This is a genomic window from Enterobacter sp. JBIWA008 (assembly GCF_019968765.1).
GTDB lineage: Bacteria > Pseudomonadota > Gammaproteobacteria > Enterobacterales > Enterobacteriaceae > Enterobacter.
This window is the reverse complement of record NZ_CP074149.1, coordinates 1,675,623-1,700,358: the sequence shown is the minus strand read 5'-3', so window position 1 is coordinate 1,700,358 and position 24,736 is coordinate 1,675,623. Positions and strand designations below refer to the sequence as shown.

The following is a 24,736-nucleotide window of genomic DNA, read 5'->3' as shown; positions in this document are numbered from 1 at the left end:
AACGGACTTCTGCAGGAGAAACAACCACCTCCTGCGATAACGTGCTGAGTAAAGATGGGTAAAACCACTTTGAGACTAGCGTGTCGTTTCCTATTCTTTCCACTAATTACATCTGTCATAAGAGAGTGACTCATGGATCGTATAATTACTTCTTCACGCGACCGCACATCGCTACTCAGCACCCACAAGGTGCTGCGCAATACCTATTTCATGCTCAGCCTGACGCTGGCATTCTCGGCGATCACTGCCACCGCCAGCACCGTGCTGATGCTGCCCTCTCCGGGGCTGATCCTGACGCTGGTGGGTATGTATGGTCTGATGTTCCTGACCTACAAAACCGCTGACAAACCGGTCGGTATCCTGTCGGCGTTTGCCTTCACCGGCTTCCTGGGCTACATCCTGGGACCGATGCTGAATGCGTATTTGTCTGCCGGCATGGGCGATCTTATCGGTATGGCGCTGGGCGGTACCGCACTGGTGTTCTTCTGCTGTTCGGCCTATGTGCTGACCACCCGTAAGGACATGTCCTTCCTCGGCGGCATGCTGATGGCGGGTGTCGTGGTGGTGCTGGTGGGCATGGTGGCAAACATCTTCCTGCAGCTGCCTGCCCTGCACCTGGCGATCAGCGCCGTGTTTATTCTGATTTCTTCCGGCGCGATCCTGTTTGAAACCAGCAACATTATTCGCGGCGGTGAGACGAACTATATTCGCGCCACCGTGAGCCTGTACGTGTCGCTGTACAACATCTTCGTCAGCCTGTTGAGCATCCTGGGCTTCGCCAGCCGCGATTAAGCTGACCTGCTGAAACAAAAAGGAGAACGCCCCCGGCATTCTCCTTTTTTTGTGCCTTAATCTTCACGGCAAATGTAGGTGGGATAGAGCCGATCCTGAATCATCCACACGGAAGAGGAAAGTTTGGACAGCGTGATATAGTAACGCGCGCCCGGCCGCGCAAAACTTCCCCACAGCGCATCGGGCGTATTGTCATTATGCCGACGCAAAGTATTCTTATAGGTCAACATAATGACATGGTCGTTCATCCGCCGCTCCCACGTAAAATTCACGTCGCGATCAACAATCATCTCTGCTCCTTTCGCCATTGACGCGCCTTTATAGGTCGTTACGCCAGTACCGTCTACATGGACGTAGAACTGAGCAATAGCATTTACTTTCACTTCGCTTGGCTTTCCCTCATTACGGGTAAAATTAAATTCGGTGGTGCAGACCAGCACATCTTGCGTATCACTGCCGGAAGGGGAGAAAGCCACTGCCATAATGCTTCCCACAACAACCCCACCGAGACCGAACAGAAGTTTTATTTTCATTCTTCTGGCCCACTTTTATAACGAATACTTTTACATGGGCGGCTATCGTTTACCGGACAGGCACCGATAAAAATTTCATCTGCAGCAGAAAGTGTAAGTCGTTCACTAAAATAATAAATATCGTACTCATCCTGCTGGCACATGACATTATTCGCATCGAGCAATCTGGCTATTTTTGACATCTTTAATGGCCGATCCTGTTCGTTGATAAACCAGAATTTACACCCCCCGATTTTTTCGTTAATGGCTTTTAATTCAACGGGGGCTGTGATGCCCTGAAAGCGACACAATGACACTCCCATCGCGATTGCAGCCGCAGTGAGCACAAAGAGACCCGCCCATCCAGCAAGATGCACATAATTCCTTTTTAGTGACGCGTTGATATTTACAGGAATGGGGGAAGGCTCTGGCGTGCTGGAGAGCTGCTTCGGGTAGCTAATGACATCTGCATCGAAACGAAAACCCACGCGCGGCAAGGTGACAATCATATCCTGACGCTCACCCAAAGCGTGAAAACTCTTACGAAGCTCACTCACCGCTTTATTAAGGTTATTGCCTGACGGCGTAAAACCATATGCTTCCCAGACGCGAGTGATTAACTCCTCGCGGCTGAGATCGCATCCGTTATTTCGTACAAATTCCTGTAACAGACGGACGGCGGGAGCTGAGAGGGTTAATGCTGACTCCGACTGGCCTACCAGTCCGATGGTATGCGCTTCATGATTAAATAATAACGAATTGTTGAATATAAATAACATCTTCAGTTCTCAGGTTATGCCACCTGTCTTTGTTCGACCCGAAAGTACGACAGACACAAAAACAGCCCTGATTTGTTCATATTTTGAGCAGGTGTGTTTTTTTTCTATGTTCACTAAAGTGGCATTTCATATTAACTATACATGCTTTAGACCAGAAAAACAGGACAAAAAACTGTTTACATCGAGTTAATTAATACAAATTTTCACAAGACGCTGTTCTGGTTAAAGTTTCCCTGCCCTGAAGCGATTCATATGCTCATGGCCACTGGTAATAACCCTTAGTTAAGTAACCAGAGCAGGCAGACGTTGAAAATAAAAAAAGTAAAAAAAGGTCCATATGCGTTTTACGCAGCCGTACTGTCAATGACATTTTTCTCAGAAATATCATTGGCCAATATGAGCGTGTATCCGATGGAACTTAATGTAGATAGCTCCGGAACAGCGCAAATTAGCGTGGCGTCGAAGAGCGATGATATTCAGTTCATTCGGGTGAAGCAAAAGAAAATTCTTAATCCCGGCACGCCCCTGGAAAAAGAGATTGATGTGGCCTCGTGGAAAGAAGGTGGCGTTGTTGTCACACCGGAAAAATTCGCCCTTGCGGCAGGCGCAATGCGCGTGGTTCGCCTGGTATCGCTTGCACCACCGGAAAAAGAGACGACCTGGCGCGTCTATTTTGAAGGCGTAAAGCAGCCTGACAGCATTATTCCGGGCAAGGCAGAAAGCCCTGCGGCGACGGCAAGACTGGGCGTCAATGTGATCTGGGGCGCCCTGATCCATCTCGCACCGGAAAAAAGCGTGGTTTCACTGACGATTGACCCTCTCAGGGGAACGTTAAAAAACAACGGCACGTTGCGCGTGCCGCTCAGGGAGATCGGTGTTTGTGATGCGGATTCATCGTGTAGATGGATTAAAGAAGACGCGACGATTTATCCGGACACCGAACGGAAATTAAAAACGCTCACGAAGGTACAAGGCCAGAAATATAAATTCCGCTACTTCAACTGGCTGAATAAAAGCGCTGAAGAAGCTGATTTACCCGTCGTGCAATAACACGACGTCACCGTAAAAACCCCACAGGGTTTGATTAAAGAGCCAGGGTGCTCATTTGTAAATATGGAGATATCAATGCGTAAGTACTTTAAACCTCTGATGATTGTTGCCGCGATGACCACGTCCGTTAGCGCGCTGGCGATTCAAAAAGATATTACCGTCAACGCCAGCGTTGATTCACAGCTGGATATGACTCAGGCCGATAACACGCCGCTGCCGGCAAGCATCGATATGCAGTACCTGCCTGGCCGCGGTCTGGAAAGCTACCGTCTGAATACCAAGGTGTGGTCTAACTCCGCCACCAGCAATGTGAAAGTCCGTCTGGTGAGCGCCGCGAAGCTGGCGAATGCCGACGGTGCTGAAACCATCCCTATGACGGTGAAGCTGGGCGATAAAACCCTCTCTACCGCAGATGTTGAATACACCGGTACCGAACTGTTCCCGGGGAGCATTGAAAACGGTTCTGCGGTACTGCCGCTGACCATTTCCCAGACCACCAAAGGCATTCTGAAAACCGGTCAGTACAGCGGCGTTGTCAGCCTGATGCTGACGCAGGCGACGACCACGGAAGGCGGTGCGTAACACCACAGCACCTAAGGAATAACGTCAGAGGGTGCCCACCCTCTGACGTCAGGATGATGTCGAGGCTCGTTCATGGCGTTTCACAGAAATACTCTCCTCTTTGTTGCTTTGTTACCCGCTTCCATCCAACTCGCCTGCGCCGGGCTGGCCGTCCCACCAGGTTTTGAAGATCTGGCAAAGACGCAGCGCCTGTGGACAGAGGTGAACCTCTACGGCGAATCGCTGGGCCTTTTTGAAACGGATATCACGCTTGAAACGGTGAGCTTTGTCACACCTGAGACCGTGGTAGCGGCCATCAAACGCCGGTTTAATGACGCCCCATCCCTCGTTGCCACCGTCTCTGCCGCGCTGGCCGTTCCGCTTGCCCGTAACGGCAACCTGGCCTGCAGCAGCAACGGCTCCGCAGCGGGCTGCGATTACATCGATACCGATCGCGCGGCCATTATTTATGACGAGAATAACGCCCGCATTAACCTGTTCCTGGACAAGAAATTTCTGCCTAAGCAGACGGCAGAGAACGCATGGTATCAGCCCACGCACGGCACCGAAAATGCGCTGATCCATCAACAAAACATTAACTTCGTTGCCGACAGGGATTATCAGTCGGCTACCGTGCAGGGCAACGGCGCGCTGGCGCTCACCCAGGACGGCTATGTGAATCTCGACTGGACCTGGCTGGGGCAGCGTTCACGGCACCAGCAGCAGCAGGAGGTCACCGTCAACAACGCCTGGGTCCGCCAGGATATCCTGCGTCAGTACTACGTCCAGGCAGGCGAGATGGATACCCGCGATCTGTTCAGTAACGCTGGCGGAAATATCACCCTCAGCCAGCTGCCGCTGGGCAAAATTCGCGGCCTGCGCACGGGTTCAACACGGGCGTGGATGAACCCGGTTCAGCAGTCGAAGGGAACCCCTGTTACCGTACTGCTTTCCCATGACGCGCGTATCGACGCCCGCCGGGGCAATCAGCTGCTGGCGAGCTTCTATCTGAATGCCGGGGCGCAAACCCTGGACACGCGCTCATTCCCGGACGGGAGCTACACCGTGACGCTCTCCATCTATGAAAATAACCGGCTGACGCGCACCGAGCAGGTGCCGTTTACCCGAACCGGCATTACGCCATTCGACCGCGTCGAGTGGTTCCTGCAGGCGGGCGAAACCGATAATAGCGATCAGAACGAAGAACGCCGCGCGGTTGCGCAGGCGGGCGTTCGTCTGCCCGTCACCCCGACGCTGGCGCTGACCAGCGGGGCAACGTTCAAGAAAAACCAGCGTTTCCTGGAGAACGCGCTCGACTGGAGCCGGGGCTTCAACGCGGGCCCGATCGATGGCGTGCTGAGTACCCGGTTTAGCTACCTCTACGGCAGCGAAGGCCAGCGCGGCAATATTCAGCAAATCAGCTACAACGACGGTTTTTCTTTGAGCGTCTATCGCAACGCGTTATCCGCTGAAAACTGCAACACCCAAAACGCGGGATTTGACGCCGTGAACGGCTGTTATCGCACCCTCTCGGTGATGTTCTCCGTCCCGGTCGGCGCCTGGTATGCGAGCCTGGGGTATTCGGATAACCGCAACGAAGGCCGGTACGTTTCACGCCGGGAGCTGCCGGACAGTGACGATCGCCACGATGCGGGTTTGCCGTGGGAATCGGTCTATATGACCCGCTCGCGCACGCGGGCCTGGCAGGCTGGCCTGAGCAATGCCTTCAGCACCCATGGCCTGAACATTAACAGCAGCATTAACCTGTTTATGCGTAACGATGACGCCCGCGAAGGCAGGGATAAAGGCGGCTACCTGAGCGTGAGCCTGTCCATGGCGCATAACCGCCAGGGCGATGCGTCAAGCTACACCTCTCTGGGCGCGACATGGCAGCATCAGCAACGTGAAAAAAACCAGCTGAGCTACAGCGTGGCGCATAACTGGTATGCCGATGCCCGCGGCGAAAATGAGTACGGCCTTAGCGCGTCGGGCATTAACAGCGACTCGCTGAATACCTCAGCCTATACGCGCCAGGGCGGGCGATATGGCAACGGCAGTCTTACCGTCAGCGACGCCTGGGATCGTCAGGATCGGCGCCATACGCTGAGCAGCAGCGGCAACTACAGCTCGACCCTTGCGCTGTCGCGTTCTGGCCTGTGGCTGGGCCGCTGGAGCGACGGTCGCCCTGCTTCCGCCGTCGCGGTGAACGTGACCACGCCGGAAGATGCTCAGGATCCGCGCGTGGCCGTGTCGCTGGATAACGGCGGCAGCGCAGATATTCCGGGCAATAGCCGCGCCCTCTTCGCGGTGCCGGGCTATCAGCAGACAACGTTGACGGTTAACGAATCGCTGGATGTCTCACGAGGAGCCAGCAGTGAAATCACGCAAGGATCGGGCAGCAGAACGCTGTTTATGGTGCCTGGCAAACTGCTGCGCCGGGACGTGCAAACCACCGCAAGCTACACCTGGCTCGGCCAGTTAACCGACGAGCGTCATTCGCCGTTTATCGGCGGCGTGCCGCTGAACGTGAACGGCTGGAGCGACCTTGGCAACGGCGGGTTTAGCGCCCAAAGCGACGCCCTGCTGCATAACCTCTACCTGGTGCGTCAGCAGCAGTTTTATCAGTGTGCGCTGAACGTGAAGAGTATGCGCGACGTGGTGCGTTACGTCGGGTCGATCCCCTGTAAGGAGTTAACCTTCTCCGCCCTGCCGGATGCCGTCCAGCAGCAGGCACAGCTGATGCTGGCCGGACGGTCGGTTCCTGCTGGCCCGACTGCCATGAACACCGATAGCCTCACTAAAGGGAAATGATGTGATTAAGTGCCTCTTTATTTTACTGTTCTTAAGCCTGTGGGCCAGCCAGACGCTGGCAGGCTCTCCCGCGGGACGAAACACCAGCGTAGGGATCAGCTTCGATCGCACCGCGCCGCCCGCGCGTTTTGACATCTGGTTTCATGAATCGGGCGGCTTTGACGCCGCAGATCCGCAAAAGTGGGGACGCAATACCCTGACCTGTCAGTCCCGTACCGATACCACGAACGGCGCCTGCATGAACTCACCGGTCTGGTTCTCGGCAAACCCGGCCGCGCCCTATGCCATCAATTTACGTTTCACGCATACCCTCACCGGCAAGACGGCGGATATCAAGGTGTATGGCGATCACTACATGTTTATCAACAACAAAGTGTTTACCTTTGCCAGCTTCGTGACAGGGGGAACGGCCACCATCGCTGACTGGAACAGAGAGCCTTATTTCGATTTCTATATCGTGAAAAGCGAACTGGATAAGCTCGCCCTGCCGGGGATCTGGACCGCCACGCTGAAGCAGAACCTGCGTCAGTGGGGAAGCGCCGACTGCGGCGGCAACTTCAATGACGTAAATGTCGGTTGTCCTGGCTATCTCACCATCGCCAAATGGCAGGCAAATATTCGCATTGAGGTGGTCGACCCGGGAAACCAGCAGATATATCTGCCAGCCTTTCCGCACTCAACGCCCATCGTTAACCTCAACCTGACCAACTTCCCGGGGCGACCGGGAGGCAGTGAGATCCAGGGTGAGAACTCGCTGGATATGTGCCTGTACGACGGCAATAACAATACCAGCACCCGCGCCTACCTTCGGTTTGAGGACGACGGACTTACGTCAGCGGGCCGTGCAGATGGCGCGTTTTCTATCAGGCGACGTGGCGGTAGCCAGACCGATGCGCGGGATCGTCTCGATTATCGGGTCTCCGTCACCAATCCAATAACAGGCGCAACCGAAACCGTCTCGAACGGTAAAACCCTTGTCTGGCAAGGCACAAACGATCCGCAGTATCTGCGTCAGGTCGTGCTGCCCGGCGGACGCGAGAGCGTACTGTGCATTCCTGCACCGATTATCCTGAAAACCCCCGCGTTTGCTGCCAGCAGCAAAAACGCGGGCGACTACACCGGCACGCTGCGCGTTATCTATACGCCCAGCACGTTATAACGAGGTCACCGTGAGTTACGCCATTCTCGACAACAATCGATTTTACGCCGAAGGGTTGCGCTATGCGCTGCTGCGTCGGGGCGTCCAGCCAGAGGTCATAAGCGATACCGTACAATGGCAGCCAACTCTGCTTACCCGCCGCGTGGTTGTCGTACGCTGTCGTTTTTCCGTTGCGGGTACGCATCAGGCACTGATTAGCATTTTACTCAGACTGGAAGCCGCCCGCTGGCAAGGCAGCCTTTATCTGGTCTGCAATGAAAAAGGGTGGGCGCTGGCGACGCATTTACGCAAGCGTTTCAGTACGCTAACGCTTTATATCATCGACGACAGGATCGCCGTTGCCGATGCGGCGTATTTGCTGGCAAAAGAGCCCCGTCGCGTTCGAAGTCTTGACTGCTGTCTTACCGGCCTTGAATTCAACGTGCTCGATCTGATGCTTACCGGGTTGCCGGTACGCCACATTGCCATCATGACGCGTATGTCTGAGAAACAGGTTTCGACCCATAAATGCAACGCGCTGAAAAAGCTTAATGCCAATAATCTGCTGCAGCTCCTCCTGTAGGGCACGGTTTATCCTGCGGCCTCTTTTTTGCTACACTGTCGCCGGTTTTTTCACACACGACAGAAAATTATGTTCATTTTTGCAGGCCAGGAAATTGAGACCGATAGCGAAGGCTATCTGAAAGATACGACGATCTGGAGCGAACCGCTGGCGGAGAAAATTGCGGAAAACGAAGGGATAACCCTCTCCCCCGAACACTGGGAAGTGGTGCGTTTTGTTCGCGAGTTCTATCTTGAATTCAACACCTCTCCGGCCATACGCATGCTGGTCAAGGCGATGGCCAATACGTTCGGTGAAGAGAAAGGCAACAGCCGCTATCTGTATCGTCTGTTCCCGAAGGGCCCGGCAAAACAGGCCACCAAAATTGCTGGCCTGCCTAAGCCGGTTAAGTGTATTTAATACCGAATACCGAAATTTACGTATTCGCGCCCCGGTTGATGGGGTTCAGCTAAGACCTTATCAACCCGCGCGCTGCGCGGCCCACCCGCTTTCAGCCACGCCACCAGCTTGTCGACCTGCTCCGCTTCGCCGCAGGCGACCACTTCGACGCTTCCGTCGTCCATGTTGCGCGCGTATCCCGTTAGCCCAAGCTCAACCGCTTCGCGCTGGGTGCTGTAGCGGAACCCGACGCCCTGAACAACGCCGTGAACCCAGGCAATAGTGCAGACTTTAGACATTCTTCTTCTCCTTAACGTAGCGTTTTCGGTAAGCAGCCGTAGTGTTGCCGGAAACGGGCAGTGAAACGAGAGCTGGAAAGATACCCACATTGTAATGCGATTTCGCCGATCGGTAATCTGGTTGACTGTAGCTGTGACAAAGCCACGGCCATCCTCACCTCCTCCACAATCTGGCGAAAACTCTGCGACTCTTCACGTAACCGCCTGCGCAGCGTCGGCACGCTTAATGCGAGACGGCTGGCAACGTCCTGCGCGCTCCAGTCTCTGGCGGGCGACAGCATAATGAACTGCCGCACCTGCTCGGTCAGGTTACTGTTTCGCTCAACAAGCAGCGGACCCGCCACACCGTCATGCAGCAGGGCCAGCAACAGACCGAAGGCCTGATGCTTTTGTAGCGCTTCCGGTAACTCCTGACGCACGGCGTGCAGCAGGTTGTCCCACATAAATGCCAGCCCCTCGCTCAGCGGAGCACAGAGCGAATGCAGCGTCGTGCGCGGCCAGGATTTCAGGTAATGCGCTTTAAACTCGGCAACAATTTCCGGCGATAGCATTAGCAAATCCGAGTGAAACAGCCCGTTTACAGGCTGATTGATAATTTCCATCGACGTATTGGCAGGGATAATAATGAGCTCATCCCGTGTCGCCTCCAGGCGGTTATCATCCTGAACAATCACCTTACTGCCGTGAGTGATATGACAAATAGCCGGAAAAAAAAGTTTAACCTGGTGCAGGCGATGCATTTTGCTGGCAGTCACTTCACCCGCTGTAAGATGTTTATGTCGAAAATGAAACTCCTGCACCCTGCCATCCTTATCTGCTGTAGGTTGCTGTTAACTGAGCCTTTGCCAGAACGTGACTATTGAGCATAAAACCGACCAGCGCGCCGCTGGCATTTTTATCGACGGGCAGTTTATCCACGTCCAGCGCCCAGACGGTAATCTGATAGCGGTGAGGCTTATCCCCGGCGGGTGGACATGCGCCGCCGAATCCAGAATAGCCGAAATCATTACGCCCCTGCACAGTGCCGGCAGGTAATTTCTCGCCGTTTGGATTACCGGCATCAGCGGGCAGCGTCATTGTCTTCGCCGGAATATTGGCTACTGTCCAGTGCCACCAGCCGCTGCCGGTAGGTGCATCCGGGTCATATACCGTAACGGCAAAACTTTTCGTACCGGCGGGGGGATTCTTCCATGCCAGCTGTGGTGAGGTATTTCCACCGTGGCAGCCGAACCCCTCAAACACCTGCCGTTGCGCTAACCGTCGTTCGCCGGAAATATCCCGGCTGGTGATGCCGAAAGGCGTTGCCGCTAAAACCTGAGAACTCATTGCCGCCAGAGCGGCTATTGCGATTACACTGTGCTTTTTCATGGGTATTTCCTTTGCTGAACCGGAAGCCCTAAGATAAAGCACGCAACAATGCCCCAATGTGCCTAAGCGATTTGATTTTGTGCCGAAACGCTCAACGGTATCCGCAGATGATTGCGCCTTGCTGAATGTGCTACTCTACGCGCCATTTCCCTGAAATCGACAGAACAGCAAATTATGAGTGTACGTTTAGTGTTAGCCAAAGGGCGCGAGAAATCATTACTGCGCCGTCATCCCTGGGTCTTTTCCGGCGCGGTTGCCCGTATGGAAGGCAAAGCCAACCTCGGTGAAACCATTGATATCGTTGACCATCAGGGGAAATGGTTAGCGCGAGGCGCTTACTCACCAGCGTCCCAGATCCGCGCGCGCGTCTGGACGTTTGATAAAGATGAAACCATCGATATCGACTTCTTCGTCCGCCGCCTACAGCAGGCGCAGCAGTGGCGCGACTGGCTGGCAAAACGCGACGGTCTGGACAGCTACCGCCTGATTGCCGGTGAGTCAGACGGTCTTCCGGGCGTGACCATCGATCGCTTCGGTAACTTCCTGGTGCTGCAGCTCCTGAGCGCCGGAGCGGAATACCAGCGTGCCGCGCTGATTAGCGCCCTGCAAACGCTGTTCCCACAGTGCGCCATTTATGACCGCAGCGATGTGGCGGTGCGCAAAAAAGAAGGTATGGAGCTGACTCAGGGGCCCGTAACGGGCGAACTGCCTCCGGCCCTGCTGCCGATTGAAGAGCACGGCATGAAGCTGCTGGTGGATATTCAGGGTGGGCACAAAACGGGTTACTACCTCGACCAGCGCGACAGCCGTCTGGCTACGCGTCAGTACGTTGCCGACAAACGCGTGCTGAACTGCTTCTCCTATACCGGCGGTTTTGCCGTTTCAGCGCTGATGGGCGGCTGTGCCCAGGTGGTGAGCGTGGACACCTCGCAGGAAGCGCTGGATGTGGCAAAACAGAACGTCGAGCTAAACAAGCTGGACTTGAGCAAAGCGGAGTTTGTACGCGACGACGTCTTCAAGCTGCTGCGTAAATATCGCGACCAGGGCGAGAAGTTCGACGTCATCGTGATGGATCCACCAAAGTTTGTGGAAAACAAAAGCCAGCTGATGGGCGCGTGTCGTGGGTATAAAGATATCAACATGCTGGCTATCCAGCTGCTGAACCCGGGCGGGGTTCTGCTCACCTTCTCCTGCTCCGGCCTGATGACCACAGATTTATTTCAGAAAATCATCGCCGATGCCGCAATAGATGCTGGCCGTGATGTACAATTTATAGAGCAGTTCCGTCAGGCAGCCGATCACCCCGTGATTGCTACCTACCCGGAAGGACTGTATCTGAAAGGGTTTGCCTGTCGCGTCATGTAACTTGAAAAGAGAAATATTGCCCGCACATTGAGTGTAAGTCGTATTTCCCGGGAGGTGACTATGATTGCCAGCAAATTCGGTATCGGCCAGCAGGTCCGCCACACTTTGCTAGGGTATTTGGGTGTGGTCGTGGATATCGACCCGGAGTATTCCCTTGATGAACCGTCAGCAGACGAGCTGGCGGTGAACGCCGAGCTTCGCGCCGCGCCCTGGTACCATGTTGTAATGGAAGGTGATGATGGACAACCCGTCCACACCTATCTGGCCGAAGCGCAGCTGAGTAGCGAGCTGCAGGAAGAGCATCCGGAGCAACCCACAATGGATGAGCTTGCTCAGACTATCCGCAAACAGTTACAGGCTCCGCGCCTGCGGAACTAAGCGTGTAAAAAAAGCCCGACAACGGGCTTTTTTTTATTACTTCGCCAGCCCCAGACGGGGGATGTCGATCGCCGGACAGCGATCCATGACGACCTTCAACCCCGCATCCCGCGCAAGCACGGCGGCCTGCTCGTTAATCACGCCCAGCTGCATCCACAGCGTTTTCGCCCCTACGGCGATAGCGTCCTGCGCCACTTCCCACGCCGCCTCGGAATTACGGAAGACATCGACCATATCAATTTTTTCCGGCACCTCCGCGAGCGTGGCGTAACCCTGCTGGCCCAGCAATGTTTTCCCCGCCACTTTTGGCGAGACCGGGATAACGTGATAGCCCTGATCGAGAAGGTATTTCATCACCCGATAGCTTGGACGATCGGGTTTATCGCTCGCGCCCACCAGCGCAATGGTACGCGTGGATGTCAGAATCTCGGCAATATCGTTCTCTTTCATGGTTTTTCTCCTGGCTTTTTTAAAAGTGTACGCCAAACCGCACATCTCAACCATCCATCCCATACAGATGCATGAGGGCAAAACGGCGAAATATGTCTATATGTTAGTAAACGTGATTATCGAAAAATTTAGATACATTAATGCGGCGACAGGATTTCTGACGGGAGCCTTCTATGAAAACCGGTATTGCCACTGCCCTGATTGCGTTAGTGATGCCGGTCTGCGTTTTTGCTACCACGCTCCGGCTCTCTACCGACATTGATCTCCTTGTACTGGACGGGAAAAAGGTCTCCAGTTCGTTATTGCGCGGCGCAGACAGCATCGAGTTAGATAACGGACCGCATCAGCTGGTCTTCCGGGTAGAAAAGTCGATCGGTCTGGCTAATCACGAGCAACGGATGTACATCTCCCCGCCGCTGATCGTCAGCTTTAATACCCGGCAAATCAGTCAGGTGAACATCACCCTGCCTCGCCTTGAAACGGAGAAGGAATCTGCGGCCTTCGACGCTTCACCCCGCGTTGAACTGCTGGACGGGAATGCGATGCCAATTCCGGTGAAACTGGATATTCTGGCGTTAACGACCTCACCGAAAGGCCCGGATTACGAGGCCGTGACCCAGACCTATAACAAAGCGGGGAAACGCGCATCGCTTCCGCAGTTTGCCACCATGATGGCGGACGACAGTACGCTGCTATCCGGCGTCTCTGAACTGGACGTCATTCCTCCCCAGTCCCAGACCCTGACGGAACAGCGCCTTAAATTCTGGTTCCAGCAGGCCGATCCCGACACGCGGGCCCGATTTTTACAGTGGGCAAAACAACAACCTTCATCATAAGCCACATTTTTTACGCCTTTCTCTTGCAGCGTCAGACGGTTCCCGTCATCGTGTAGTCAGTTAACCTGATGGATATGATTATGGAACTGACAACACGCACGCTACCTGAGCGCAAACACATTGCTCTGGTGGCGCACGATCATTGTAAACAAATGCTGCTTAACTGGGTTCGCCGCCATCAGCCTTCGCTGGAGAAGCACGCTCTGTCGGCGACCGGCACAACCGGTAACCTGATCCAGCGCGAAACGGGTCTGCAGGTGAACGCCATGCTGAGCGGCCCGATGGGCGGCGATCAGCAGGTCGGCGCGCAGATTTCCGAAGGGAAAATTGATGTGCTGATCTTCTTCTGGGATCCGCTGAATGCGGTTCCGCACGATCCGGATGTTAAAGCGCTGCTGCGTCTGGCGACGGTGTGGAATATTCCGGTGGCGACGAACCTGTCGACGGCGGATTTCATCATCGAATCGCCGCAGTTTAACTCGCCGGTTGATATCCTTATTCCGGACTATCAGCGTTATCTTTCCGATAGACTGAAGTAGCTTTTTTGCCGGGTGGCGGCTACGCCTTACCCGGCCTGGAAAATCTTGCCTGACATCGTTATGGTTTACGCGCTACCGGCACATCAATACTCTTCAGGATATCGACAAACACGGATGGCTCCTCTTTATTGAACAGCAGCCACACGCGATGCCGCGCGCGGGTGATAGCCACATACAGCAAACGCCGCTCTTCGGCATCCGGGAAATCTTCCGGCACCGGCAGTAAGGCCTCCTCCATTACCGACTCGCGGGCCGGGGCCGGGAAGCCGTCACTCCCCTCTTTCAGCCCCACCACAATCACATAGTCAGCCTGCTGCCCTTTGCTGGCGTGAATGGTCATAAATTCAAGCTGCAGCTTCGGCCAGCGGGTGGCGGCTTTTTCCAGCGCCGCAGGTTTAAGGTGATGGTAGCGCGCCAGCACCAGAATACGTTCATCGGGCTTCGCGTAGCCGCTGAGCTTGTCCAGCAGCGGCTCCAGCTGGTCATCCGCCAGCAGGGTGACCGCTTTTTTATCCCCAGGGCGCAGGCTATTGAGCGGCTTGGCCAGCTGATGCGGGTTTTGCTGGATAAAGCGGTTGGCGATCTCACCAATACGTGAATTGAAGCGGTAGGTTGTGTCCAGATCGCTGCGATCCCCTTCGCCAAAATAGTGGTGGAACGCGGTCGTCAGGGACAGCTGTGCCCCGCTGAAGCGATAGATGGCCTGCCAGTCGTCACCCACCGCAAACAGCGACGTATGTTTATTTTGCGCCCGTAGCGCCGAGAGCAGTGCAGCACGCTGCGGAGAGATATCCTGGAACTCATCCACCAGAATATGTTTCCACGGGCTGACAAAACGTCCCTTCTCAAGAATGATGATGGCCTGATGGATCAAACCGGAGAAATCGACGGCATTTTCCTCTTTCAGCGCGGTTTTCCAGGCTTTCAGCAGCGGAGCCATCAGCTTGACCCGTTTCGAAAACAGATCGCGGATCGCCTCCGGCGCGCTTTCAATCATCTCTGCCTGCGATCCACCGTGCATTCGCATCAGGCTGACCCAGCGGTCAAGCCGCGAGCCCAGCCGACGCGCCAGTTTGTCATCCTGCCAGAAGCTACCCTCTGGCACCTCCCAGCCGAGCTCCTCCTCCAGCCACTGACGCCACCCTTTCGCCTGCGCCTTTTTCTCACTGCACTGCTGGCGCCACGTTTTGATGAACAGCGCCTGACGCGCCTGCGCGTCGTTTTCCAGCTTGCTGATGGAAGGCACTTTTTTACTGCCCTGCTGAATAATATGCAGGGCAAGGGCATGGAAGGTTCTGGCCGTGATATCCCGGGTTTGCAGACGCTCCTGTATACGTTCGTCCATCTCCTGGGCAGCCTTGCGGCCAAAGGCCAGAAGCAGAATTTGATCGGCAACCGCTTCCCCGGTCGTCAGCAGCCAGCCGGCACGCGCCACCAGCACCGACGTTTTACCGCTACCGGCCCCCGCCAGCACCAGCAGCGACTGTTCGCCGTTGACCACCGCGCGCGCCTGGGCCGGATTGAGCGGTGAAGATTCCACCGTACTGAAAAAGTCGGCGTATTGGGTGAGCATGGCGTCCGTCCAGGCCTGGTTGTGGGCAAGACGGCTTTTATCCTTATCATTCAGCCAGGCCTGACACTGGCGCCAGGCGTCGCGACAGTTGTCAAACTCGTCGAGACGCGTTACGGAGAGCGGCAGCGCCGAAAGTGCCTGTCGGATCTTTTGCTGCAGCCCGGCGGTCTGCTGACGGGTCAGCCACGCGTGCTGTGCGTTGCTTTGCGCGATATCGTCCAGCACCTGCTGGAGCACCTGGGCGGCAATCACGCTCATATCCTGGCTCCACTGCTGCCAGAGCGCGTTCAGGTGATGATGGAAACGCTGAGTTTCCGCCCACTCGGTGCCGTGAAGACGCACGACTTTATCCTCAGGCAGAACGAACTCCAGTTCGCCCCACACCAGCCCGCGTTTGCAGTGGATAGCCAGAAGCTGATTAAACGGAATAAGGTATTCGTGGCGTTCCCCGGAGACTTTCACCCCGGCATTAAGGAGAACAACCCTGTCGTAAGGGTGTTGCGCCAGGCGTTTGCCTAACGACGTTGCTTTCAGTTCCATGTTCCGCCAAATCCACGAAGAGATAATTTACCTGACAGTTTAACTGCCAGTTTTAAGGTGCTCCAGCCTAAAAAAACGTTACAATCATTGGGCGTTAATTTTATCGAAAGGAAGTGAGGGTTTATGCGTACCGTTCTGAATGTGTTGAATTTTGTACTGGGCGGTTTTGCCACCACCCTTTCCTGGCTTTTTGCCACGCTGGTGAGCATCGTCCTGATTTTCACGCTTCCCCTGACCCGTTCCTGCTGGGAAATCACAAAACTCTCCTTAATTCCCTACGGGAATGAAGCTATCCACGTTGACGAGCTGAATCCGGAGAGCAAAAACGCCCTGATGAATACGGGCGGAACCCTGCTGAACATTCTGTGGCTGATTTTCTTCGGCTGGTGGCTGTGCATCATGCATATTTTTGCCGGTATTGCACAGTGCATCACGATTATTGGCATTCCGGTGGGGATCGCGAACTTTAAGATCGCCGCCATCGCCCTTTGGCCCGTCGGTCGCAGGGTTGTTCCGGTAGAAGTGGCCCAGGCGGCGCGTGAAGCAAACGCTCGTCGTCGTTTTCAGTAAATAAGGACCGGCCGCGTTTATGCTAAGCCCACTGCTTCGCCGTTATACCTGGAACAGCACCTGGCTTTACAACGTCAGGATATTTATCGCGCTTTGCGGTACGGTTGCCCTGCCCTGGTGGTTGAATGATGTCAAGCTCACCATTCCGCTCACGCTGGGGGTGGTGGCCGGGGCGCTGGCGGACCTGGACGATCGTCTGGCCGGGCGTTTACGTAACCTGGTCATTACGCTTGTCTGCTTTTTCATTGCGTCAGCGTCAGTTGAGCTGCTTTTCCCGTGGCCCTGGCTGTTTACCCTGGGTCTTACGCTCTCAACCAGCGGGTTTATTTTGCTGGGCGGCCTTGGACAGCGCTATGCCACCATCGCTTTTGGTGCATTGCTGATCGCCATCTACACCATGCTGGGCGTTTCCCTGTACGACCAGTGGTATCAGCAGCCAGTTTTGCTGTCGCTGGGCGCCATCTGGTATAACCTGCTGACGCTAACCGGCCATCTGATCTTCCCGGTTCGCCCTCTGCAGGATAACCTGGCCCGCAGCTTTGAGCAGTTAGCCCACTATCTGGAACTGAAATCCCGGCTGTTTGACCCGGATATCGAGGAAGAAAGCCAGGCTCCGCTCTACGATCTGGCGCTGGCAAATGGCCAACTGGTCGCCACCCTTAACCAGACAAAAGCCTCTCTGCTTACCCGTCTGCGCGGCGATCGCGGTCAACGCGGAACCCGAAGGACCTTACACTACTATTTTGCCGCCCAGGATATTCATGAACGCGCCAGCTCCTCGCACGTTCAGTATGCTGCCCTGCGCGAGAAGTTCCGCTACAGCGACGTAATGTTCCGCTTCCAGCGCCTGCTGTCCATGCAGTCTCAGGCGTGCCAGCAGCTCTCGCGCTCCATTCTGCTGCGCACGCCCTATCAGCATGACCCCCGCTTTGAACGCGTATTCAGCCATCTTGATGCGGCGATCGACCGCGTTCAGGCTAGCGGAACGTCTCCGGAAAACATCAAAGCGCTGGGCTTTCTGCTGAACAACCTGCGGGCGATTGACGCGCAGCTGGCCACAATTGAGTCCGAACAGGCGATGGCACTGCCGGGCAGTGAGGTGGAAAATCAGCTTGCTGATGACAGCGTGCACAGCGTTAGCGATATGTGGCTACGGCTGAGCCGCAACTTTACCCCGGAGTCGGCGCTGTTTCGCCACGCGGTGAGAATGTCGCTGGTGCTGTGCGTGGGTTATGCCTTTATCCAGATAACCGGGCTGCATCATGGCTACTGGATCCTGCTGACCAGCCTGTTCGTCTGCCAGCCGAACTATAACGCCACCCGACACCGTCTTGCGCTGCGTATTATCGGCACGCTGGTTGGCGTCGCAATCGGCCTTCCGGTGCTCTATTTTGTGCCCTCCGTTGAAGGTCAATTGATTCTGATCGTGATCACAGGTGTGTTGTTCTTTGCATTTCGCAACGTGCAGTATGCCCACGCCACCATGTTCATCACGCTGCTGGTGCTGCTCTGCTTTAACCTGCTGGGTGAAGGGTTTGAAGTCGCCCTGCCCCGCGTAATCGATACCCTGATTGGCTGCGCGATTGCCTGGGCCGCGGTCAGCTTCATCTGGCCGGACTGGCGTTTCCGCAATTTGCCGCGCGTGGTAGACAGGGCGATGAACGCCAACTGTCGATACCTTGACGCTATCCTTGAACAGTACCATCAAGGGCGCGATAACCGCCTGGCTTACCGGATAGCACGTCGAGACGCGCACAACAGTGATGCAGAACTGGCCTCCGTTGTCTCTAACATGTCAACGGAGCCTCGCGCCACGGCAGAGATCCGTGAAACCGCGTTCCGCCTGCTTTGCCTGAACCATACGTTCACCAGCTATATTTCGACGCTGGGTGCCCACCGTGAGAAACTCACCAACCCGGGTATTCTCAACCTGCTTGATGACGCCGTCTGTTATGTCGATGACGCACTTCATCACCGACCGGCCGATGAGCCCCGCGTTCAACAGGCGCTGGATGAACTGGCTCAACGCATTGCGCATCTTGACCCAGGAAACGACAGCAAAGCGCCGCTGGTTCTTCAGCAGATAGGCCTGCTTATCGCTCTGCTGCCTGAAATTTGCCGGCTGCAACAGCAAATCGCTACCTGGAGGAGTGATTCTCCTGTGGCTCAGGCAGCGCATTAAACCACTCCGTCAGCTCCCGGCGAATGTCTGCCGGGAGTGCCGCCTCATGCAGCCCCACGATAGCCCCTTCCAGCGCAAAGAGAACTTTAATACTGAGCGCTTTGTTTTTTGCCCGCATCTTTAGCCAGCTCGCTCTGGCACCAAGCTCCCGCAGCGTTTCCTCATTGGTGATGCCAGCTTCAAAGAGCAAGACCTCAAGCTGAAAGGTCAGGTTTGGCAGATCCTTTAGGCGGTTTCGCTGATGGCGCTGATAGCGCTCTTTTCTTGCCGCACTGAGCGCAAACGAGGAGAGCTGAAGCAACCGCTCTCTGTCCTGCCATAATCCGTCATCCACACGATAATAGTTGAGCAGCACAGGACGGCCTCGCTTCATCAACGTCAAAAAAGAAGAGGCATTTTTCGCACAGTATTTCGCACTCTCCTCACAGGCACGGAGATAAAGTTCACCATCAGAAACCATGGCAAAAACCGCATCATCTACCGCGAGGGTGTAGCCTCCAAACAGTGCGCGATGATGAATATCGCCCAGCGGTGAAAGGTATTCCTGAGATTTATAAATCCGTTCATAAGATATCTTTTTCATGATATTTCCCTTCAAAATCATAAAGTAACAACTAAATTTCTTACTAGCGGATCCGTTAGCAGGAAAATAGGCAACTTATCGCCGTTGAGCAAGATGATTTTTCGAGGGGCATCAAGATTGAATGAATTTTGCGAGTCGCTTTCCGAAAATGAGGTTGATCTTTATGCATACAGGGGTTACTGTATATCCATACAGTAACTACAGGGCTGGAATGAATATGCACACTTCAGGCTATGCAAATCGCTCAACCTCTCTCTCTTCTACCGCAGGCAATGTCGCGCAGAATTCCGTCGAGCGTGTTTCCACGGGGCTTATCAGTGAAGTGGTTTATCGTGAAGACCAGCCCCTGTTGACACAACTTCTGCTGTTGCCATTATTACAACAGCTTGGCCAGCAATCGCGCTGGCAGCTTTGGCTCACACCTCAGCAAAAACTGAGCCGCGAGTGGGTTCAGTCCGCTGGCCTTCCGCTGACCAAGGTCATGCAGATTAATCAACTCTCGCCTTGCGATACCGTTGAGTCGATGATCCGCGCTTTACGCACAGGGAATTACAGCGTGGTGATTGGATGGTTACCGGAAGAATTGACGGAAGAGGAACATTTCCGTCTGACCGAAGCTGCCGAAGAAGGGAATGCGATCGGGTTCATTATGCGTCCGGTTCGATCGGATTCTTACCGCAGAGGACAACTTTCTGGGCTAAAAATTCACTCAAATTTGTATCATTGAGTGAAATTGAGATTTTTCCTGGAATTTTTTTTGACCACAAGATGGCATTAAAGTTCCCGACCTGAAAATTGCGGCAAGGCTTGTCTGGTGCGGTTCTCCTTAATTTTATTGCACAAAATTCGCTCGAAAAATGTTAAATAATCGGTATACGGAACTTTTTTTTTCATATGCCTGACGGACTTCACACTTGTAAGTTTTCAGCTACGTTGTAGACTTTACATCGCCAGGGGTGCTCGGCCTAAGCCGAAGATATCGGTAGATTTATATTTGACCACGCCCCCCGGTGAAGGATTTAACCGTGATTCTCTCTTGAGACTTTCATGGCGAATTTTGGATGATAACGAGGCGCAAAAAATGAAAAAGACAGCTATCGCGATTGCAGTGGCACTGGCTGGCTTCGCTACCGTAGCGCAGGCCGCTCCGAAAGATAATACCTGGTATGCAGGTGGTAAACTGGGCTGGTCTCAGTTCCACGACACTGGCTGGTACAACAGCAGCCTGAACAATGATGGCCCAACTCACGAGAGCCAGCTTGGTGCAGGTGCGTTCGGTGGCTATCAGGTTAACCCGTATGTTGGTTTTGAAATGGGTTACGACTGGTTAGGTCGTATGCCATACAAAGGCGACACCGTAAACGGCGCTTTCAAAGCACAGGGCGTTCAGCTGACCGCTAAACTGGGTTACCCAGTAACTGACGATCTGGACGTGTACACCCGTCTGGGCGGCATGGTATGGCGCGCTGACTCCAGCAACAGCATCGCTGGCGACGACCATGACACCGGTGTTTCCCCAGTATTCGCTGGTGGCGTTGAGTGGGCTATGACCCGTGACATCGCTACCCGTCTGGAATACCAGTGGGTTAACAACATCGGCGACGGCAACACCGTTGGTGTTCGTCCAGACAACGGCATGCTGAGCGTAGGTGTTTCCTACCGCTTCGGCCAGCAGGAAGACGCAGCACCAGTTGTTGCTCCAGCGCCGGCTCCAGCTCCAGAAGTACAGACTAAGCACTTCACTCTGAAGTCTGACGTTCTGTTTAACTTCAACAAAGCTACTCTGAAACCAGAAGGCCAGCAGGCACTGGATCAGCTGTACACCCAGCTGAGCAACCTGGATCCTAAAGACGGTTCTGTAGTGGTTCTGGGCTTCACTGACCGTATCGGTTCTGACGCTTACAACCAGAAACTGTCTGAGAAACGTGCTCAGTCTGTTGTTGATTACCTGATCTCTAAAGGTATCCCAGCTAACAAGATCTCCCCACGTGGTATGGGCGAAGCTAACCCAGTTACTGGCAACACCTGTGACAACGTGAAAGCTCGCGCTGCACTGATCGACTGCCTGGCTCCAGATCGTCGCGTAGAGATCGAAGTTAAAGGCATCAAAGACGTTGTAACTCAGCCAGCGGCATAAGTTATCGTCTTATAAAAAAACCCCGCCATGCGGGGTTTTTTATTGTCTGAAGAAACGTAAAAACCTACTTTTTACCCAACAGCGCCTGAAGGTCGTTCTTCAGTGTCGACATCTGGTTGGCGTATTTCTCTTTATGTTCGGCATCCTCAATCAGCTGCACGATGGTTTCCGACAGCGTTTTGCCCCGTCGTTGTGCCAGCCCGGCCAGGCGCTGCCAGACAACAAATTCCAGATCGATTGATTTTTTGCGAGTGTGCTGATGCTCAGCATTAAAATGCCGTTTGCGTCGCGCGCGGATAGTTTGCTTCATCCGGTTTAACAACGCAGAATTGATGTGTTTCTCAATCCAGCCGTTAACCTGTACCGGTTCATTTTCGAGGGTCAGCAAAATATCCACGGCTTCTTGCGCAGCGCTGGCTTCGATATAGCAGGTGATCAGCTCCCCTTCACGGTGCTTTTTGACCAGGTACTTCCATTTCCAGCCGCTTTCGAGATTTTCCAGTTGTTGATATTTCATTGCGATCTCAGTGTTACCACGTAACTCTGTTCAGAATATCAGTTTTTTAGCAATCTGCTGAAAAGAAATCATATCCTGTGAATGAATGCAGCCAATCGTCCTCTCGAAATACCCAATCATGCTTGGGTACAGCCCCTCGCTTACGGTATACTCCACGCTTTTACATCTGACTAAAAAACATCAACTTTGACCATTACGAAACTTGCATGGCGTGACCTTGTTCCGGATACCGAAAGTTATCAGGAACTGTTTGCACAGCCAGATCTCGCAAAAGAACACGAATTCATCCTTAGCGATACGCAGCCCCGTTTGCATTACGCGCTGGAGCAGGTATTAACCCCATGGGCAACTGCGCCTTTCATGCTGCTCAAAGCCCCGGAAGAAGCGGAATACCTGACGTTGTTCGGGGATGCTGTGCGTCAGTTAAAGCCGGAAGCGAATGCCGTTTTTGGCGGCCAGTATCGTATCGCGGGACATGATGTCACTTTCGAACCGGCATCGCAGGCTGACGGTCGTTTTGCTGCTAATGGCGAGGTGATTACCGCGAACTGGGTCGAGGCTGAACAACTCTTTGGTTGTCTGCGCCAGTTTAACGGCGAACTTTCGCTGCAGCCGGGGCTGGTACATCGCGCAAATGGCGGTGTTCTCATCATCTCACTGCGTACCCTACTCTCGCAGCCGCTATTGTGGATGCGTCTGAAAACCATCGTCCACCAGCAGCGTTTTGATTGGGTCGGCTATGATGAGTCTCGTCCTCTGCCTGTTTCTATTCCGTCTATGCCGCTGTCACTGACCGTCGTGCTGACGGGCGACCGTGAATCGCTGGCGGACTTCCAGGAAATGGAGCCTGAACTGGCTGAGCAGGCGGTGTATAGCGAATACGAAGACAACATTCAGATTGCTGACGCCGACGATATGGCACAGTGGTGCCAGTGGGTGATGGCCGTTGCTGAACGTTTTGCGCTGCCAACGCCTGCGGCTGACGCGTGGCCTGGCCTGATTCGCGAAGCGGTGCGCTATACCGGAGACCAGGAAACGCTGCCACTCTGCCCGCTCTGGATCGGCAGGCAGCTGCGTGAAGTGGGCGTGATTAGCAGTAACGGTGCGTTCACCGGACAACAACTTACCCAGATGCTGGCTCAGCGTGAGTGGCGAGAAGGCTATCTTGCCGACCGTATGCAGGATGAAATTCTGCTGGAACAAATTCTGGTGGAAACCGAAGGCGAACGCGTCGGGCAGATCAACGCCCTGTCGGTAATTGAATTTCCTGGCCACCCGCGTGCGTTCGGAGAACCGTCCCGTATCAGCTGCGTTGTGCATATTGGCGATGGCGAATTTACCGATATCGAACGGAAAGCCGAGCTGGGCGGCAACATTCACGCCAAAGGCATGATGATCATGCAGGCTTTTTTGATGTCAGAGCTGCAGCTTGAGCAACAGATCCCCTTCTCCGCTTCGCTGACGTTTGAGCAGTCATACAGCGAAGTGGATGGCGATAGCGCCTCTATGGCCGAGCTATGCGCCTTAATCAGCGCCCTGGCAGAAGTGCCCATCAATCAGAACATTGCGATCACCGGTTCGGTGGATCAGTTCGGTCGTGCCCAGCCTGTGGGTGGCCTCAACGAAAAAATTGAAGGCTTCTTCTCCATCTGTCAGCAGCGCGGTTTAAACGGCAAACAGGGTGTGATTATTCCAGCCCCCAACGCACGCCATTTGAGCCTCAGTCAGGATATCCTGGATGCGGTTGAGCAAGAGCAATTCGCCATCTGGGCCATCGAAGGGATCGAGGATGCGCTACCCTTACTGACAAATCTGGTTTGGGATGGCGAAGGGCAAACCACCCTGATGCAGACTATCCAGGAGCGCATAGCTCAGGCGACACAGCAGGATGCTCGTCATCGTTATCCATGGCCGTTACGCTGGCTGGGCTGGTTTAGTTCGAACTGATCGGACTTGTTCAGCGTACACGTGTTAGCTATCCTGCGTCCTTCACTAAAATAAGGCTTACTGAGAACATGGTAGATAAACGCGAATCCTATACAAAAGAAGATCTTCTTGCCTCTGGTCGCGGTGAACTGTTTGGCGCGAAAGGCCCACAGTTACCGGCCCCGAACATGCTGATGATGGACCGTGTCGTGAAAATGACCGAAACCGGCGGCAACTTCGATAAGGGTTACGTAGAAGCAGAACTCGATATCAACCCGGACCTGTGGTTCTTCGGTTGCCACTTTATTGGCGATCCGGTAATGCCTGGCTGTCTGGGCCTGGATGCCATGTGGCAGCTGGTTGGCTTCTATCTGGGCTGGCTGGGCGGCGAAGGTAAAGGCCGCGCATTGGGCGTGGGCGAAGTAAAATTCACTGGTCAGGTTCTGCCTACAGCGAAGAAAGTGACCTATCGTATTCACTTCAAGCGCATCGTTAACCGCCGCCTGATTATGGGCCTGGCAGATGGCGAAGTGCTGGTCGACGGTCGTCTGATCTACAGCGCAAGCGACCTGAAAGTTGGCCTGTTCCAGGACACTTCCGCGTTCTGATTGCGCTTTTAGCACCTCCAGAAAGGCGAAACCTCCGCAATGCGGAGGTTTCTTTTTTGAAAGAGACGTTATCAGGCTATGAGTGCCCTGTCGCCGATGGCTTCTCGCCAGCCTCCAAGCCATTGTGACCTTTGATTTATCGTCTGATAAGGACACATTTCTTTAGAACGTCCAGCGATGCCAGCCTGATAACCACGTTGATGAGCCCGTTCCAGGCGATCTCGTTTCTGTCTCTTCATGCCTCGTTTCCCTCATTCTTTT

27 protein-coding genes are annotated in these 24,736 nt (G+C 54.4%); 17 read left to right on the top strand and 10 right to left on the bottom strand.

Features of this window, described 5'->3' with window-relative positions:
• Positions 1-132 precede the first annotated feature (132 nt).
• Positions 133-792: an FtsH protease modulator YccA gene (yccA, locus tag KGP24_RS08165; RefSeq protein ID WP_023335168.1), complete on the top strand. Its 660-nt coding sequence runs from the start codon at positions 133-135 to the stop codon at positions 790-792.
• A 56-nt stretch (positions 793-848) separates the two neighbouring features.
• Here yccA and KGP24_RS08160 read toward each other — a convergent pair whose 3' ends face one another.
• Positions 849-1,325, bottom strand: a complete 477-nt coding sequence (locus tag KGP24_RS08160; protein ID WP_223562971.1) for a hypothetical protein — start codon at positions 1,323-1,325, stop codon at positions 849-851.
• The gene (locus tag KGP24_RS08155) at positions 1,322-2,083 is read right to left on the bottom strand and encodes a winged helix-turn-helix domain-containing protein (RefSeq protein WP_223562970.1); all 762 of its coding nucleotides are present in this window, start codon (positions 2,081-2,083) and stop codon (positions 1,322-1,324) included. The genes KGP24_RS08160 and KGP24_RS08155 overlap by 4 nt, the downstream gene beginning before the upstream one ends.
• A gap of 306 nt (positions 2,084-2,389) precedes the next feature.
• On the opposite strand from KGP24_RS08155, the gene KGP24_RS08150 reads away from it, so the two are divergent.
• From KGP24_RS08150 to tusE, 6 genes are all read left to right on the top strand, one after another.
• Positions 2,390-3,133 carry a fimbrial protein gene (locus KGP24_RS08150; RefSeq protein WP_223562969.1) on the top strand — a complete coding sequence of 248 codons (744 nt, stop codon included), beginning with the start codon at positions 2,390-2,392 and terminating at the stop codon, positions 3,131-3,133.
• 75 nt (positions 3,134-3,208) lie between these two features.
• Complete coding sequence (locus KGP24_RS08145; protein ID WP_021240847.1) at positions 3,209-3,715, top strand: CS1 type fimbrial major subunit; 507 nt, start codon at positions 3,209-3,211, stop codon at positions 3,713-3,715.
• Positions 3,716-3,787: 72 nt separating this feature from the next.
• Positions 3,788-6,505 carry a TcfC E-set like domain-containing protein gene (locus KGP24_RS08140; RefSeq protein WP_223562968.1) on the top strand — a complete coding sequence of 906 codons (2,718 nt, stop codon included), beginning with the start codon at positions 3,788-3,790 and terminating at the stop codon, positions 6,503-6,505.
• A gap of 1 nt (position 6,506) precedes the next feature.
• Positions 6,507-7,664 carry a CfaE/CblD family pilus tip adhesin gene (locus KGP24_RS08135; protein ID WP_223562967.1) on the top strand — a complete coding sequence of 386 codons (1,158 nt, stop codon included), beginning with the start codon at positions 6,507-6,509 and terminating at the stop codon, positions 7,662-7,664.
• Positions 7,665-7,674: 10 nt separating this feature from the next.
• Positions 7,675-8,226 (top strand): LuxR C-terminal-related transcriptional regulator, encoded by a 552-nt coding sequence (locus KGP24_RS08130; RefSeq protein ID WP_223562966.1) that lies wholly within the window; start codon positions 7,675-7,677, stop codon positions 8,224-8,226.
• A gap of 69 nt (positions 8,227-8,295) precedes the next feature.
• Positions 8,296-8,625: a sulfurtransferase TusE gene (gene tusE / locus KGP24_RS08125; RefSeq protein WP_223562965.1), complete on the top strand. Its 330-nt coding sequence runs from the start codon at positions 8,296-8,298 to the stop codon at positions 8,623-8,625.
• On the opposite strand, the gene yccX is transcribed toward tusE, so the two are convergent.
• From yccX to KGP24_RS08110, 3 genes are read right to left on the bottom strand one after another with little or no spacing between them, the layout of a single operon-like run.
• Positions 8,622-8,903 (bottom strand): acylphosphatase, encoded by a 282-nt coding sequence (gene yccX / locus KGP24_RS08120; protein ID WP_223562964.1) that lies wholly within the window; start codon positions 8,901-8,903, stop codon positions 8,622-8,624. The genes tusE and yccX overlap by 4 nt on opposite strands.
• An 11-nt stretch (positions 8,904-8,914) precedes the next feature.
• Positions 8,915-9,703, bottom strand: a complete 789-nt coding sequence (locus KGP24_RS08115) for an AraC family transcriptional regulator (protein ID WP_223562963.1) — start codon at positions 9,701-9,703, stop codon at positions 8,915-8,917.
• A gap of 10 nt (positions 9,704-9,713) precedes the next feature.
• Positions 9,714-10,271: a kinase inhibitor gene (locus KGP24_RS08110; protein ID WP_223562962.1), complete on the bottom strand. Its 558-nt coding sequence runs from the start codon at positions 10,269-10,271 to the stop codon at positions 9,714-9,716.
• A gap of 174 nt (positions 10,272-10,445) precedes the next feature.
• On the opposite strand from KGP24_RS08110, the gene rlmI reads away from it, so the two are divergent.
• Together rlmI and hspQ are read left to right on the top strand one after the other, a co-directional pair.
• Positions 10,446-11,636, top strand: coding sequence for a 23S rRNA (cytosine(1962)-C(5))-methyltransferase RlmI (gene rlmI, locus KGP24_RS08105; RefSeq protein WP_223562961.1), 1,191 nt, complete (start codon positions 10,446-10,448; stop codon positions 11,634-11,636).
• Positions 11,637-11,696: 60 nt separating this feature from the next.
• A complete protein-coding gene (gene hspQ, locus KGP24_RS08100; RefSeq protein WP_008499919.1) occupies positions 11,697-12,014 on the top strand; it encodes a heat shock protein HspQ in 318 nt (105 codons plus the stop codon).
• 36 nt (positions 12,015-12,050) lie between these two features.
• On the opposite strand, the gene KGP24_RS08095 is transcribed toward hspQ, so the two are convergent.
• On the bottom strand, positions 12,051-12,464 hold the full coding sequence (locus tag KGP24_RS08095; RefSeq protein ID WP_023311036.1) for a CoA-binding protein: 414 nt from the start codon (positions 12,462-12,464) through the stop codon (positions 12,051-12,053).
• Positions 12,465-12,637: 173 nt separating this feature from the next.
• On the opposite strand from KGP24_RS08095, the gene KGP24_RS08090 reads away from it, so the two are divergent.
• Positions 12,638-13,300, top strand: coding sequence for a DUF2057 family protein (locus KGP24_RS08090; protein WP_223562960.1), 663 nt, complete (start codon positions 12,638-12,640; stop codon positions 13,298-13,300).
• An 80-nt stretch (positions 13,301-13,380) separates the two neighbouring features.
• Positions 13,381-13,839 carry a methylglyoxal synthase gene (gene mgsA / locus KGP24_RS08085; RefSeq protein WP_033145124.1) on the top strand — a complete coding sequence of 153 codons (459 nt, stop codon included), beginning with the start codon at positions 13,381-13,383 and terminating at the stop codon, positions 13,837-13,839.
• Between the two features lie 58 nt (positions 13,840-13,897).
• On the opposite strand, the gene helD is transcribed toward mgsA, so the two are convergent.
• Positions 13,898-15,952, bottom strand: a complete 2,055-nt coding sequence (gene helD, locus KGP24_RS08080) for a DNA helicase IV (RefSeq protein ID WP_223562959.1) — start codon at positions 15,950-15,952, stop codon at positions 13,898-13,900.
• A gap of 123 nt (positions 15,953-16,075) precedes the next feature.
• Here helD and KGP24_RS08075 point away from each other — a divergent pair, with 123 nt between their 5' ends.
• Entirely contained in the window at positions 16,076-16,522 is a 447-nt protein-coding gene (locus KGP24_RS08075) for a YccF domain-containing protein (RefSeq protein WP_023311032.1), read from the top strand.
• A gap of 19 nt (positions 16,523-16,541) precedes the next feature.
• Entirely contained in the window at positions 16,542-18,704 is a 2,163-nt protein-coding gene (gene yccS / locus KGP24_RS08070) for a YccS family putative transporter (RefSeq protein WP_223562958.1), read from the top strand.
• Here yccS and KGP24_RS08065 read toward each other — a convergent pair.
• Positions 18,661-19,287, bottom strand: a complete 627-nt coding sequence (locus tag KGP24_RS08065; protein ID WP_223562957.1) for a TfoX/Sxy family DNA transformation protein — start codon at positions 19,285-19,287, stop codon at positions 18,661-18,663. The genes yccS and KGP24_RS08065 overlap by 44 nt on opposite strands.
• Positions 19,288-19,504: 217 nt before the next feature.
• Here KGP24_RS08065 and sulA point away from each other — a divergent pair, with 217 nt between their 5' ends.
• The gene (gene sulA / locus KGP24_RS08060) at positions 19,505-20,014 is read left to right on the top strand and encodes an SOS-induced cell division inhibitor SulA (protein ID WP_121425762.1); all 510 of its coding nucleotides are present in this window, start codon (positions 19,505-19,507) and stop codon (positions 20,012-20,014) included.
• A gap of 354 nt (positions 20,015-20,368) precedes the next feature.
• Positions 20,369-21,424 (top strand): porin OmpA, encoded by a 1,056-nt coding sequence (gene ompA / locus KGP24_RS08055; protein ID WP_223562956.1) that lies wholly within the window; start codon positions 20,369-20,371, stop codon positions 21,422-21,424.
• Between the two features lie 64 nt (positions 21,425-21,488).
• Here the strand turns inward: ompA and matP are convergent, their stop codons facing one another.
• Complete coding sequence (matP, locus tag KGP24_RS08050) at positions 21,489-21,941, bottom strand: macrodomain Ter protein MatP (RefSeq protein WP_223562955.1); 453 nt, start codon at positions 21,939-21,941, stop codon at positions 21,489-21,491.
• Positions 21,942-22,127: 186 nt separating this feature from the next.
• Between matP and KGP24_RS08045 the strand changes: the two genes are divergently transcribed.
• Both KGP24_RS08045 and fabA read left to right on the top strand, forming a co-directional pair.
• The gene (locus KGP24_RS08045; RefSeq protein ID WP_223562954.1) at positions 22,128-23,888 is read left to right on the top strand and encodes a Lon protease family protein; all 1,761 of its coding nucleotides are present in this window, start codon (positions 22,128-22,130) and stop codon (positions 23,886-23,888) included.
• A gap of 68 nt (positions 23,889-23,956) precedes the next feature.
• A complete protein-coding gene (fabA, locus tag KGP24_RS08040) occupies positions 23,957-24,475 on the top strand; it encodes a 3-hydroxyacyl-[acyl-carrier-protein] dehydratase FabA (RefSeq protein WP_008499931.1) in 519 nt (172 codons plus the stop codon).
• Positions 24,476-24,546: 71 nt separating this feature from the next.
• On the opposite strand, the gene rmf is transcribed toward fabA, so the two are convergent.
• Positions 24,547-24,714: a ribosome modulation factor gene (rmf, locus tag KGP24_RS08035; RefSeq protein ID WP_013097261.1), complete on the bottom strand. Its 168-nt coding sequence runs from the start codon at positions 24,712-24,714 to the stop codon at positions 24,547-24,549.
• Between the last annotated feature and the right edge of the window lie 22 nt (positions 24,715-24,736).